The organism is Ferrovibrio xuzhouensis (assembly GCF_042648965.1).
Taxonomy (GTDB): Bacteria; Pseudomonadota; Alphaproteobacteria; order Ferrovibrionales; family Ferrovibrionaceae; genus Ferrovibrio; species Ferrovibrio xuzhouensis.
Genome location: NZ_JBHRYJ010000001.1, coordinates 555,595 through 568,444, shown reverse-complemented (window position 1 = coordinate 568,444; position 12,850 = coordinate 555,595). Strand labels below are relative to the sequence as shown.

Annotated in this window: 11 protein-coding genes; 7 read left to right on the top strand and 4 right to left on the bottom strand. The window is 67.8% G+C overall.

Annotation, left to right across the window (positions count from 1 at the left end):
- Nucleotides 1-6 precede the first annotated feature (6 nt).
- On the bottom strand, nucleotides 7-927 hold the full coding sequence (locus ACFOOQ_RS02660; RefSeq protein WP_379721374.1) for an alpha/beta hydrolase: 921 nt from the start codon (nucleotides 925-927) through the stop codon (nucleotides 7-9).
- Nucleotides 928-1,035: 108 nt separating this feature from the next.
- Here ACFOOQ_RS02660 and ribA point away from each other — a divergent pair, with 108 nt between their 5' ends.
- From ribA to ACFOOQ_RS02625, 7 genes are all read left to right on the top strand, one after another.
- Nucleotides 1,036-2,154, top strand: coding sequence for a GTP cyclohydrolase II (ribA, locus tag ACFOOQ_RS02655; protein ID WP_379721371.1), 1,119 nt, complete (start codon nucleotides 1,036-1,038; stop codon nucleotides 2,152-2,154).
- A 141-nt stretch (nucleotides 2,155-2,295) separates the two neighbouring features.
- Nucleotides 2,296-3,516, top strand: coding sequence for a hypothetical protein (locus ACFOOQ_RS02650; protein WP_379721368.1), 1,221 nt, complete (start codon nucleotides 2,296-2,298; stop codon nucleotides 3,514-3,516).
- 61 nt (nucleotides 3,517-3,577) lie between these two features.
- Complete coding sequence (locus ACFOOQ_RS02645; RefSeq protein ID WP_379721365.1) at nucleotides 3,578-4,093, top strand: L,D-transpeptidase family protein; 516 nt, start codon at nucleotides 3,578-3,580, stop codon at nucleotides 4,091-4,093.
- Nucleotides 4,094-4,189: 96 nt separating this feature from the next.
- Entirely contained in the window at nucleotides 4,190-6,091 is a 1,902-nt protein-coding gene (locus tag ACFOOQ_RS02640) for a propionyl-CoA synthetase (RefSeq protein WP_379721362.1), read from the top strand.
- Between the two features lie 3 nt (nucleotides 6,092-6,094).
- On the top strand, nucleotides 6,095-7,489 hold the full coding sequence (locus tag ACFOOQ_RS02635) for an AmpG family muropeptide MFS transporter (protein WP_379721359.1): 1,395 nt from the start codon (nucleotides 6,095-6,097) through the stop codon (nucleotides 7,487-7,489).
- A gap of 271 nt (nucleotides 7,490-7,760) precedes the next feature.
- Nucleotides 7,761-8,522 carry a GNAT family N-acetyltransferase gene (locus ACFOOQ_RS02630; RefSeq protein ID WP_379725303.1) on the top strand — a complete coding sequence of 254 codons (762 nt, stop codon included), beginning with the start codon at nucleotides 7,761-7,763 and terminating at the stop codon, nucleotides 8,520-8,522.
- A gap of 145 nt (nucleotides 8,523-8,667) precedes the next feature.
- Nucleotides 8,668-10,203 carry an acyl-CoA synthetase gene (locus ACFOOQ_RS02625; RefSeq protein WP_379721356.1) on the top strand — a complete coding sequence of 512 codons (1,536 nt, stop codon included), beginning with the start codon at nucleotides 8,668-8,670 and terminating at the stop codon, nucleotides 10,201-10,203.
- Between the two features lie 15 nt (nucleotides 10,204-10,218).
- Here ACFOOQ_RS02625 and ACFOOQ_RS02620 read toward each other — a convergent pair whose 3' ends face one another.
- The 3 genes from ACFOOQ_RS02620 to ACFOOQ_RS02610 all read right to left on the bottom strand — a co-directional run bounded on the left by ACFOOQ_RS02620 (nucleotide 10,219) and on the right by ACFOOQ_RS02610 (nucleotide 12,786).
- Nucleotides 10,219-10,815, bottom strand: a complete 597-nt coding sequence (locus tag ACFOOQ_RS02620) for an HD domain-containing protein (protein WP_379721353.1) — start codon at nucleotides 10,813-10,815, stop codon at nucleotides 10,219-10,221.
- Nucleotides 10,816-10,828: 13 nt separating this feature from the next.
- Nucleotides 10,829-11,599 (bottom strand): class II aldolase/adducin family protein, encoded by a 771-nt coding sequence (locus ACFOOQ_RS02615; RefSeq protein WP_379721349.1) that lies wholly within the window; start codon nucleotides 11,597-11,599, stop codon nucleotides 10,829-10,831.
- Nucleotides 11,600-11,715: 116 nt separating this feature from the next.
- Nucleotides 11,716-12,786: an NAD(P)/FAD-dependent oxidoreductase gene (locus tag ACFOOQ_RS02610; RefSeq protein WP_379721346.1), complete on the bottom strand. Its 1,071-nt coding sequence runs from the start codon at nucleotides 12,784-12,786 to the stop codon at nucleotides 11,716-11,718.
- Nucleotides 12,787-12,850 lie beyond the last annotated feature (64 nt).

The window sequence follows — 12,850 nt, the reverse complement described above, 5'->3', positions numbered from 1 at the left end:
CCCGGATTAGCGGGTGGGCAGGGCGAGCAGGGCGTCGGCGGCCTCGTTCAGGCAGGCGTCGCCCTCCGGCATCAGGCCGGCGAAATTCGGCCAGGCATGCGGCAGGCCGTGCCACAGCTTCAGCGTCACCGGCACGCCGGCGGCACCGGCGCGTTCGGCCAGCCGCAGGGTATCGTCGCGCAGCAATTCGCTGTCGCTGGCATGCAGGATCAGCGGCGGCAGGCCGGTCAGGTCGCCATAGAGCGGCGAGACCAGCGGGTCGGTCGTCGCCGTCGTGCCGGCATAGAGGCCGGCGGCAAAGCGCACCTGGGCCGGCATGAACCAGGCGCAGCGGTCGATATTTTCCTCGATGGCGGTGCCGGTGCAGGCAAGGTCGGTCCAGGGCGAAAACACCGCGCAGGCGCCGGGCAGCGGCAGGCCGTCCCGTTGCGCTGCCAGCATCAGTGCCAGCGCCAGCCCGCCGCCGGCGGAATCCCCGGCGAGCCAGATGCGGTCGGCGCGATAGCCGCGGCCGAGCAGCCAGCGCCAGGCGGCCAGGGCATCTTCCAGCGCGGCGGGATAGGGATGTTCCGGCGCCAGCCGGTAATCGAGCGCGAAGACGGCGATGCCGAGCCGTTTGGCCAGTCGCGCGGTGATTGCCCGATGGGTGCGCGGCGCCCCGCAGATATAGCCGCCACCATGCAGGTACAGCAGCACCCGGCCGCGTCGCGCCTGTTGCGGTCGCAGCCATTCGCCGCGCACCGGCGCCTTGACGCGCTCTGCCGTCACGCCGGCCGGCAGCCGGGCGCGGGTCAGGGTGTGCATCAGGGCCCGGACCAGCGGGATGTCCTTGCGGGTGAAGCGGCGCGGCTTGATCAGCCGGCGCAGGCCGCGGGCAATCAGCCGGGCCTGCGGACTGGGCATGGTGCGGTGCGGGCGGCGGCTCATCGGGCGAGACTAGCCAGCCGGGCAGCCGGTCACAACTCATGCCCACGGGCAGCTTGCTGAGCGACCCACGGCTTGCCGGGGCGGCCATGGCGTCGTACATCCTGTGCCATGTCGGGAATTTCCCATCTTTCTGCGGCGGTAACCGTCGACCGGGCCGGCCATGAGCTGCGGCGCGGCCGGCCGGTGCTGCTGACGCTGGGGCAGGGCGCCGAGCAGCAGCGCGCCCTGGTGCTGGCGGCCGAGACCCTGACGGAAGATGCCCTGGCCGCGCTGCCGGCTGGCGGCGATGCCGCACTGGCGCTGTCCGCCTCGCGCGCTGCCGTGCTGCATATCGGCCCGACCGGCCATGACACCCTGCTGCTGCCGCTGGCCGACCTGCCGGCGCCGGCGGCCGAGCGGGCGACGCTGATCCGCGACCTCGCCGATGCCGGCCGCGATCTGGCCGCGCCGCTGCGCGGACCGTTCACCCGCATCAAGGCGCCGCCGCCGGAGACCGCGCGGCTGGCCGTCAAGCTGGCCAAGACGGCCTATCTGCTGCCGGCCGCGGTTCATGTCGCATTGCCCGCCGATGCCGCAATTGACCCTGCATGGCTGGTCGTGCCGGGCGAAGCGGTGGCGGATTTCGACATGGCGGAGGCTGAGACACTGGTGCAGGTCAGCCAGGCGCGGCTGCCGGTGGCCGATGCCGAGCATGCGCGGCTTTATGCCTTCCGCCCCGGCGACGGCCGGCAGGAGCATTTTGCGCTGGTGATCGGCGAGCCCGACCCGCAGCAGCCGGTGCTGGTGCGGCTGCATTCCGAATGCTTCACCGGCGACCTGCTGGGCAGTCTGCGTTGCGACTGCGGCGAACAGTTGCGCGGTGCCGTGCGCACCATCAGCGCGGCCGGCAGCGGCGTGCTGCTGTATCTGGCGCAGGAAGGCCGCGGCATCGGCCTGGTCAACAAGCTGCGGGCCTACCAGCTGCAGGACCAGGGGTTCGATACCGTCGAGGCGAACCAGCGGCTCGGCTTCGATGCCGACGAACGCTGGTTCCTGCCGGCGGCCCGCATGCTGCAGCGGCTGGGCTTCAGCCGGGTCCGGCTGCTGACCAACAACCCGGAAAAGGTGAAGGGCCTGGCGGCCTGCGGCATCGAGGTGGTCGAGCGGGTGCCGCATAAATTTCCGCCCAACGCCCATAACGAGGCCTATCTAGCCGCCAAGCGGAAAAAGTCGGGCCATTATCTCTAGCCTGCAGATCCTGTCAGCCACCCGGCAGGAATTGCCGGCAGGGTCATGGGCTGTGAATAAAAACACTGGAAAACGGCTGTAAATAACTGGCCCGCGGCTTGCAAAACCGGTTGGGGAAAGGACCCGAACCGCGATCATGCCATGACCGATGCCGTCTTCCTCAGTGCCAGCGACCAGCCGAGCGAGTATATCCGCGCGCAGGAAGCGGCCGGCAAAACCATGCCGGCCCAGCCGGGTCTGTTCGGCAAGGAAGGGTTCTCTTTCGGGGACTTCCTCGACATCATCAACCCGCTGCAGCACATCCCGATCGTCTCGACGATCTACCGGGCGATCACCGGCGACACGATCCAGCCCGGGGCGCGGATTGCCGGCGATACCCTGTTCGGCGGCCCGATCGGGCTGGTCGGTGGCGTGATCGATGCCATGGTGCAGGAAAGCACCGGCAAGGACATCGGCCAGCAGGCGCTGGCCATGGTCGGCATCGATGTCGGGCCGGACAAACCGGCTGTACCGGCCACTGCAGTGGCCGCAGCCTCCGAGCCGACCCAGGATACCGGCGGCGTGTCGCCCGCAGCGCAGGCCACCGCCCAGCAAGTTGCGGCACAGCAGGTTGCCGCGCGGCAGGCGCAGCCGCAATCCCAGGCGCAGTCCGACCTGAAGATGACCGTCGGCCGCGCGCCGGGCGCCGCGGCCGCGCAATCGAAATACCGCTGGGCCGGCAGCGAGCCGGAGCCGAAGCAGAAGGAGGTCGGCCCCGACGACGCCGTGGTGGAGTCGACCTACGACAGCCAGCAGCTGGCGCAGGGCCTGGCCGAGCAGCAGCTGGCGTCGCGTCGCGCCGTCGAACAGATGCTGGCCGCGCACCAGGTCGAAGCGGCCCAGACCAATTCAGCGCCCAATTCAGCATCACCGACCCAGAGCAATCCTGTCCCGGCCAATCCCGTTGCGGCGCAGCCCCCGCGCGGCAACGGCCAGCCCGATCCCGCGGCGATCATTTCGGCCATGGCGCAGGGCCCCCGGCCGGGTGCGCGATCGATTGCGACGCCGTCTGACGCGCCGCAGGTCGGCGCCGATGGCCGCGTGTGGTTCCCGGCCTTCCCGCGCGGTGTGGCGCCGACACGGGCCGTCGGCACCACGCCGGTCACCCAGCAGTCGGTGGCCGCCAAGTTCGGCACGGCGAAAGCCTCGCTGCCCGGCGCTCCGGCGCCGGCTTCGGTGCCATCCTCCGCGGCCCCACTCATCGACGAATCGGTGCAGGCGGCAACCAGCGACTGGTCCGAGCGGGCTGCAGCCGGTTACCAGAAATATTTCGCCATGCAGCAGCAGGCCGACCGCACCCGTGCGGCGGACCAGTATCACTGAACCCTGCGGCAAGCCGCTGCCGGCCCTTGCCTGACGGTACCGAATCCCGCTTGATCGCCACATGAATGTCATCACGGTCACCACCGATGGACGGCTGCGCTTCGGCGGGCTGGATTTCCGCTGCGCGCTCGGTCGTGGCGGCTGCGTTGCGGAAGCCGACAAGCGCGAAGGCGATGGCGCCACGCCGTTCGGCCTCTATCCGTTGCGCCAGGTGCTCTATCGGCCCGACCGGCTGCCGGCCGCGCCGCAGACCCGGCTGTCCTGCGCCGCGCTGACGCCGGCGGACGGCTGGTGCGACGATCCGGCCGATGCCGCCTATAACCGGCAGGTCGTGCTGCCCCATGCCGGACGGCATGAACGGCTGTGGCGCGACGACGGCATCTACGATGTCATTGTCGTGCCCGGGCACAACGACGATCCGCCGATCCCGGGACTTGGCAGCGCGATCTTCCTGCATGTCGCGCGGGCCGATTACAGTCCCACCGAGGGCTGCATCGCGCTGGCGCTGCCCGACCTGCTGTCCCTGCTGGCGCTGGTGACGCCGCGGACGATGCTGCAGGTGCTGCCTGCCGCCTGAAGCCGCCGCGGAGAGAAGGGGCTTAAACAGCCGGCCGCAGGTCTGCTATAGATCAGGGAAAGCATAAGGTCGGCAAACACGGACCGGGAGGAAACGATGGCGGGCCGCTATCAGCAGGTTTACGACGCGGCGATGGCCGATCCGGAGGCATTCTGGGCCGAGGCGGCCGCCGAGTTGCACTGGGACAAACCGTGGCAGCAGGTGCTGGATGCGTCCAACCCGCCGTTCTACCGCTGGTTCGTCGGTGCCGAAACCAACACCTGCTACAACGCGCTCGACCGCCATATCGCCGCCGGGCATGGCGACCGCGTCGCCCTGATCTATGATTCGCCGGTCACCGGCACGGTGCGCAGCTTCACCACGCTGGAGCTGCGCGACCGTGTCGCCAAACTCGCCGGCGCGATGAAGGCACATGGCGTGACCAGGGGTGACCGCGTCATCATCTACATGGCGATGACGCCGGAAGCGGCGATGGCGATGCTGGCCTGCGCGCGGCTCGGTGCGATCCACTCGGTTGTGTTCGGCGGTTTCGCGCCGCGCGAGCTGGCCACCCGCATCGACGATGCCAGGCCGGTGATGATCATCGCGTCGTCCTGCGGCCTGGAGCCCGGCCGCGTGGTCGAATACAAGCCGCTGCTGGATCAGGCCATCGAGATCGCCGCGCACAAGCCGAAACACTGCCTGATCTTCCAGCGGCCGATGTACGAAGGGCCGATGCAGGCGGGTCGCGACCTCGATTTCGACGCGGAAGTCGCGGCGGCGGCGGCGGCCGACTGTGTGCCGGTGGCGGCCACCGATCCGCTCTATGTGCTCTATACGTCGGGCACCACCGGCGTGCCCAAGGGCGTGGTGCGCGACAACGGCGGCCATATGGTGGCGCTGAACTGGTCGATGCGGAATATCTACGGGATGAAGCCGGGCGATGTGTTCTGGGCGGCCTCCGATGTCGGCTGGGTGGTCGGGCATTCCTACATCGTCTATGCACCGCTGATCCATGGCTGCACTTCAGTGCTCTATGAGGGCAAGCCGGTCGGCACGCCGGATGCCGGCGCCTACTGGCGGGTGATCCAGCAGCACCGGGTGGCGGCGCTGTTCACCGCGCCGACCGCCTTCCGCGCCATCAAGAAGGAAGATCCGAAGGCCGAGCTGCTGAAGCAGTATGACCTGTCGCAGTTCCGCACGCTGTTCCTGGCCGGCGAGCGCGCCGATCCGGATACAGTGCACTGGGCCGAGGACAGCCTGCACCGGCCGGTGATCGATCACTGGTGGCAGACCGAGACCGGCTGGCCGATGGCCGCCAACTGCATGGGCATCGAGGTGCTGCCGGTCAAATACGGGTCGCCGACCAAGGTGGTGCCGGGCTACGACGTGCAGGTGCTGGACGACGACGGCCAGGCGGTGAAGGTCGGCGATATCGGCAACATCGTGGTCAAGCTGCCGCTGCCGCCGGGCACCCTGCCGACGCTGTGGCACAACGACGAGGGTTTCCGGAAAAGCTATCTCGCGCGCTTCCCCGGTTATTACAACACCGGCGATGCCGGCTTCATCGACGAGGACGGCTATCTGTTCATCATGAGCCGCACCGACGACATCATCAATGTCGCCGGCCACCGCCTGTCGACCGGCGGCATGGAGGAGGTGCTGTCCGCGCATCCGGATGTGGCGGAATGTGCCGTGGTCGGCGTCGCCGATGCGCTGAAAGGCCAGGTGCCGCTCGGTTTCGTGGTGCTGAAATCCGGCGTCAGCCGCGCGGAGGACCAGATCACCCGCGAGCTGGTGCTGCTGGTGCGCGAAAAGATCGGCCCGGTGGCGGCTTTCAAGCAGGCGGTGGTGGTGAAACGGTTGCCGAAAACCCGTTCCGGCAAGATACTGCGCGGCACCATGCAGAAGATCGCCGACGCGCAGGATTACCGCCTGCCAGCCACCATCGACGATCCCGCCATTCTTGGCGAGATCAAGGATGCGCTGCAGCCGCTCGGCTATGCCCGACAGCCCTGATCCGTGACGCCCAAACGCGCGATAGCTGCGCGCCTGCGTGCCTGGGTTTCCGCCTTCGCGGTCTATCGCGACCGGCGGATCATGGCCATCGTTCTGCTCGGGTTCGCATCCGGCCTGCCGCTGGCGCTGACCGGCCAGACCCTGCAGGCCTGGCTAACCGAATCGGGCGCCTCGCTGCAGTCGATCGGCCTGTTTGCCCTCGTCGGCGTGCCCTATACGCTGAAATTCCTGTGGGCACCGCTGGTCGACCGGCTGCCGCTGCCCGGCTTCACGCATCTGCTCGGCCGCCGCCGCGGCTGGCTGGTGTTCGCGCAGATCCTGCTGATCGCGGCGATTGCGGCGCTGGCGCTGAGCAACCCGGCCGGCGCGCTGGTCGCCACCGCGTTCTGCGCCGTCGCCGTCGCTTTCGCCTCGGCCACCCAGGACATCGTGATCGATGCCTGGCGCGTCGAGATCCTCGAGGAGCGCCAGCTCGCCGCCGGTGCTGCCGCCATCGTGTTCGGCTATCGCATCGGCATGCTGGTCTCGTCGGCCGGTGCGCTCTTCCTCGCCACCCTGTTCGCCTGGCCGCTGGTCTATGCGGCGATGGCCGCCGCCCTGCTGGTCGGCGTAATCACCGTGCTGCTGATCGGCGAGCCGGCCTCGAAGCCGCGCGGCGATGCCGACCGCCGGTTTGCCGAGGCGACCGCCTGGCTGCAGGCGCGGCCGCATCTGTCCGGGCCGCTGGCGCGGCTGCTGGCCTGGTTCTATGCCAGTGCCGCCGGTCCTTTCCTGCAGTTCATGTCGCGCAAGGGCTGGGTCGGCATCCTGCTGTTCGTCATGCTGTATAAGCTGGGCGACAGTCTGGCCGGCACGCTGGCCACCAGCTTCTATCTGCAGACCGGCTTCTCCAAGGCGGAGATCGCCGAGGTCGGCAAGCTTTACGGCTTCGGCGCCACCATGATCGGGCTGTTCCTCGGCGGTTGGCTGATGCAGGCGGCCGGGCTGTATCGTGCGCTGTGGGTCTGCGGCATCCTGCAGATGCTGTCCAACCTGATGTTTGCCGCGCTCGCGCTGCATGGACACGATGTCTGGTTTCTCGCGCTCACCGTGGGGCTTGAAAATCTGGCCGGCGGCATGGGCACCGCGGCGCTGGTCGCCTATCTCTCGGCGCTCTGCGACATCGCCTACACGGCGACGCAATATGCCTTGCTGTCGTCGCTGACCGCGGTGGCGCGCACTGTGCTGTCGTCCTATGCAGGTTTTCTCGCCGCACCGCTTGGCTGGCCGCTGTTTTTCGTTTTCACCACGGTGGCGGCCATCCCGGGCCTGCTGCTGCTGGCCTGGCTGACCCGGCGCGGCGCGGCAACGCGGATCGAGCGGAAACCCGGCGATACACCGCTGCTGGCCGAGGACTGACACGCCCTCTGTCAAGCGGGCGTGTTGCAGGGATGTGGCGGCCGTTACCCAATATCTAGGTGGGGAATTTGCGATTTGCCCCCAGATATTTTATTAGGGACGGGTTTTCGCAGATGTGTCATATATTTGACATGTTCGAGTCACAGTGTATGGCCATAGTGGAATAATGAACATGCAGTTGCCACTCTCCGCCCCGCCGGCTGTACAACCGCCCCGTCAAGCCCGGAGCGGGTGGCAGTGTGTCTCCGCCGATGGTCGCTTCGAGGTCCGCCTGACCCGGAGCCCTGAGGACATCGCTGCTGCCCAGCGGCTGCGCTACCGCGTCTTCTACGAGGAGATGGCTGCCGAGCCGTCGCCCGAGATGGCGCGTCTCGGCCTCGACTTCGACCAGTTCGATACCCAGTGCGACCACCTGATGGTGTTCGACCGCAACCGTCCGGCCGGCGAACAGGTGGTCGGCACCTATCGTCTGCTGCGCCGCGGTGTGGCCGAGCAGCATGGCGGTTTCTATTCGGCCTCCGAATACGATCTGCAGCCGATGCTCGATTTCGTCGGCCCGATGGGCGGCCTGCTGGAACTCGGCCGTTCCTGCGTGCATCGCGACTATCGCACCAATGCCACCATCCAGCTGCTGTGGCGCGGCATCTCGACCTATATCTCCGACCATGGCATCAGCTTCATGTTCGGCTGCGCCTCGTTCCCCGGTATCGATCCGCAGCAGCATGCGCTGGCGCTCAGCTACCTGCATGCCCATCATCTGCCGCCGCAGGAATGGCGGGTGCGTGCGGTATCCAGCCGCTATGAGCCGATGAACCTGCTGCCGCCCGACCAGATCAATCCGCGCACCGCCCTGCATGCCCTGCCGCCGCTGATCAAGGCCTACCTGCGGCTCGGCGCCTATATCGGCGACGGCGCCGTGGTCGACCGCCAGTTCGGCACCACCGACGTCTTCATCCTGCTGCCGGTCGAGCGCATCGCGCCGAAATATCAGAACCGCTTCAACGCGGAAGAAGGCCTGGTGCATCACGCCTGAGCGTGTGCCCGCCGGACCGGTCGAACCAGCGGCGCCGCATCCCGGCGCCGCTTTCGTTTGGCGGCTTTCACTCGTGGGCGCGCTTGCGTAACATTCCGCAAGAAGACCCCGCATGAGGGTCGCCCGAGGAAACGGCGGAACGGCAATGAATCTGGCATATCTGCTGCAGCGGGCAGCGAAAACATGGGGCACGCGCCCGGCGCTGTCGGTCGGGCGCGAGGTGCGGCTGACCTACGCACAGATGGGCGCGCGGGTGCCCCGGCTGGCAGCCGGGCTGATCGCGGCCGGTGGCCTGCAGCGCGGCGACCGGGTGGCACTGGTGCTGAAGAACAGCCCGGAGTACTGGGAGCTGATGTTCGCCCTGTGGCATGCCGGTCTTGCCGCGGTGCCGGTCAATGCCAAGCTGCATGCCCGCGAGGTGGCGTGGATCGTCGAAAATTCCGGTGCGAAGCTAGTGGTGGCCTCGGCGGCGCTGGCGGACGATCTCGCGGCGCTGCTGGGCGGCCTGCCGGCGCCGCCGAGGCTGATCGTCGCGGAGAGCACGGATTTCACCCGCCTGTATGACGCCGCGCCGCTGCCGATGGCAGGCGACATCGACGAGAACGCGCTGGCCTGGCTGTTCTATACCTCGGGCACCACCGGCCGGCCCAAGGGCGCCATGCTGACCCACCGCAACCTGTGGGCCGCGACCCTGAACTATTTTGCCGATGTCGACCGCGTCGGGCCGCAGGACTGCATCATCCACTGCGCGCCGATCAGCCATGGCTCCGGCCTCTACGGCCTGCCCCATGTGGCGCGCGGCGCCAACCAGGTAATCCCGTACTCCGGCGGCTTCGACCCGGCCGAGACGCTCGACCTGATCGCGCACTGGCCGGGCTGCAGCTTCTTTTTCGCGCCGACCATGGTGCATCGCCTGGTCCATGCGCCGCAGATCGCCACGGCCGACACGTCGAACCTCAAGACCATCGTTTACGGCGGCGGGCCGATGTATGTCGCCGACCTGCTCGATGCGATGCGGGTACTCGGGCCGAAACTGGCGCAGATCTACGGCCAGGGCGAGGCGCCGATGACGATTACCGGCATGGACAAGGGCATGCATGTCGACGATGGCCATCCGCGCTACCGCGAGCGGATCGGCTCGGCCGGCGTGGCGCGCACCGATGTCGAGGTGCGCGTGGTCGATGCCGCCGACAACCCGCTGCCGCCGGGCGAGATCGGCGAGATCGTCTGCCGCGGTCCGGTGGTGATGGCCGGCTACTGGAACAATCCGGAGGCGACGGCGCAGGCCCTGCTCGGCGGCTGGCTGCACACCGGCGATGTCGGCAGCTTCGACGAAGACGGCTGGCTGACGTTGAAGGACCGCAGCAAGGACATGATCATCTCGGGCGGCAGCAACATCTATCCGCGCGAGATCGAGGAGGTGTTGCTGCAGCATCCGGACATCGCCGAGGTCTCGGTGGTCGGCAAGCCGCATCCGGACTGGGGCGAGGAGGTCGTCGCCTTCGTGGTCGGCCGTGACGGCGCGGCGGTGACGGCCGCCACGCTGGATGCGCTCTGCCTCGACCATATCGCCCGCTTCAAGCGGCCGAAGCAGTACCGCTTCCTGCCCGCCCTGCCGAAGAACAACTACGGCAAGGTGCTGAAGACCGACCTGCGCCGGCTGCTGCAGGAGGAGCCGTGACCGTCTGTCGGGCGGTCAGGCGTTCTCCATGGCCTTGAGATAGATCGAGCGCTTCGGCTTGGCCATCAGGCGGCGCAGCATCGGCTCGAAAGCCTCCAGCGGCATGGTCTCGGCTTCCGGATCGAAGGCGCATTGGTCGAACTTCTCGCAGAACTCGGCGGTGTGGCCGAAATGCGGATGACCGCGGAACTGTTCGCGCAGGTCGCGGTCGAGGCCGACAAAGTGGAAGAAGTAATAGCCCTGGAAGATGCCGTGATGCTCCAGCATCCAGTGGTTCTTCTCGGAAACGAACGGCTTGAGGATCGCCGCGCCGATATCGGCGTGGTTCATCGAGCCGAGCGTGTCGCCGATGTCATGCAGCAGGGCACAGGCGACATATTCCTCGTCCATGCCGCCCTGGTGGGCGAAGGTCGCGGTCTGCAGCGAATGGGTCAGCCGGTCGACCTGGTAGCCGCCGAAATCGCCGTCCAGCAGCCGCAGGTGCGCCAGCACGCGGTCGGGCAGGGTGGTGTTGAAGGCCTTCGCCGAGGTGGCGATGATCGCCCAGTCGTCCCGGGTGCCTTCGGTCATGGCACGGAACTGGGCGCGCGGCTCGCTGGCGTCGTGGCTCATGATGCGCGCCTCCTCAGTTCCGGTAGCCGGGATCGAGGCGGTCGAGCTTGCGCAGCAGGGCCGGCCAGGCCAGCGACCCGCCCATGCCGCGGGTGGCCTCTTTCGCCTGCGCCAGGATGCCGTCGACGATCGGCTTCGGCACCGCGCGCAGCCTGCCGCCGCCCGACTGGGCCATGATCTGCATGGTGCAGGCGCGTTCCAGGATGTAGATGCCGAGGAAGGCATCGGCCACGGTGGGACCGACCGCCATGGTGCCGTGGTTGCGCAGCAGCATCATGTTGCTGCGGCCGAGATCGGCGACCAGCCGCTGCTTTTCGTCCGCGTTGAGGGCGACGCCTTCGTAATCGTGATAGCTCATCTGCGCATAGGGAAACAGCGCGGTCTGGCTGATCGGCAGCAGGCCGTCTTCCTGCGCCGAGACGGCGACACCGGCATTGGTATGCAGGTGGATGACGCAGCCGGCATCGGGCCGTGCCTCGTGCACCGCGCTGTGGATGGTGAAGCCGGCCGGGTTGATCGACTTCGGATCGTCGTCGATCACCGTGCCGTCGAGCCCGACCTTGACCAGGCTCGAGGCGGTCATCTCCTCGAACATCAGGCCGTAGCGGTTGACCAGGAAATGATCATGGCCGCCGGGCACCCGGGCCGAGATATGGGTGAAGACGAGATCGTCCCAGCCATACAGGGCGACGAGGCGGTAGCAGGCGGCGAGATCGACGCGCGTCTGCCATTCGGCTTCCGAACAGGAATTGCGACGGTCCAGCTGGACCACATTCTGCGACATGGCGTTTCTCCGGGACGTTTATTTGTTGTTATGCCCGGGATCATAGGACAGCCGGCCGCCGCCGTCTGTGATTTTTGCGGCTAAAATCGCCGCAGCTTCCCTTGCGGAAGGGGCGGTCAGCCCTGAGCGTCCACCTTCTGGCTGCCGGGCGCGCCCTTGGTGGTCGAATATTCGAAATGCAGCGCCTTGCCGCCGGACAGCTGCGGGAAGATCGCATGCGCCGTCGTTGCGGCCTCGGCAAAGCCGGTCAGAATCAGCTTGAGCTTGCCGCGATAGCTGGCCACATCGCCGATGGCGAAGATACCGGGCTCGGAGGTCTGGCAGGTTGCCGGATCGACCGGCAGGTGATGCTGTTCCAGCGCCACGCCCCATTGCGCGATGGGGCCGAGGTCGGTCTTCAGCCCGAAGAAGGCGAGCAGGGCATCGGCGGGCAGGCGGCGGCGGTTGCCGTCCAGCGAGGCGACCGTCACCTCTGACAGCATACCGTTGTCGCCCGCAAGTCCGGCGAGCTGGTACGGCACCACGATCTCCAGTCCCGTCGTTCCGGTATTCGGACCCTGCAGCGCGCGCAGCTTTGCCACGCTTTCAGTCGCGGCGCGGAACTGGTCGCGGCGATGCACGAAGAATATCTGCGATGCGATGCCGTGCAGCGCCAGCGCCCAGTCGACCGCGCTGTCGCCGCCGCCGGCGATTACCACACTCTTGCCGCGATAGGCTTCCGTTCTGCGCACCAGATACTGCACGCCGCTGCCTTCGGGCCGGCCTTCGTAGGCCGTGATGCCGTCGAGCGGCGGCCGGTTCGGGCCGAAGGCGCCGGCACCGGCGGCGATGATCACCGCGCCGGCCTCGATCACGGTGCCCTTCGAGGTGGTCAGGCGGAAGCGGCGGCCGTCCGCATGGCCGCCGGCCAGGCGCTCCAGTTTCTCGACGCGCTGGCCGAGATGGTAGACCGGATGCACGGCGGCGGCCTGTGCTTCCAGCCGCTCGACCAGGTCGCCGCCGGAAATCTGCGGATAGCCCGGGATGTCGTAGATCGGCTTTTCCGGATACAGCGCGCTGCACTGGCCGCCGATGGCATCCAGCGTGTCGATCACATGGCTGCGGAAGCCGAGCATGCCGCATTCGAACACGGCGAACAGGCCGACCGGGCCGGCACCGACAATGGCTACATCTGTGGAATGGGTCATCGATCCGGACTGCGTCTGGCGGGGCGGGCCTTTTTAGCCGGTCCCGGCCGTCGCCGCCAGATAC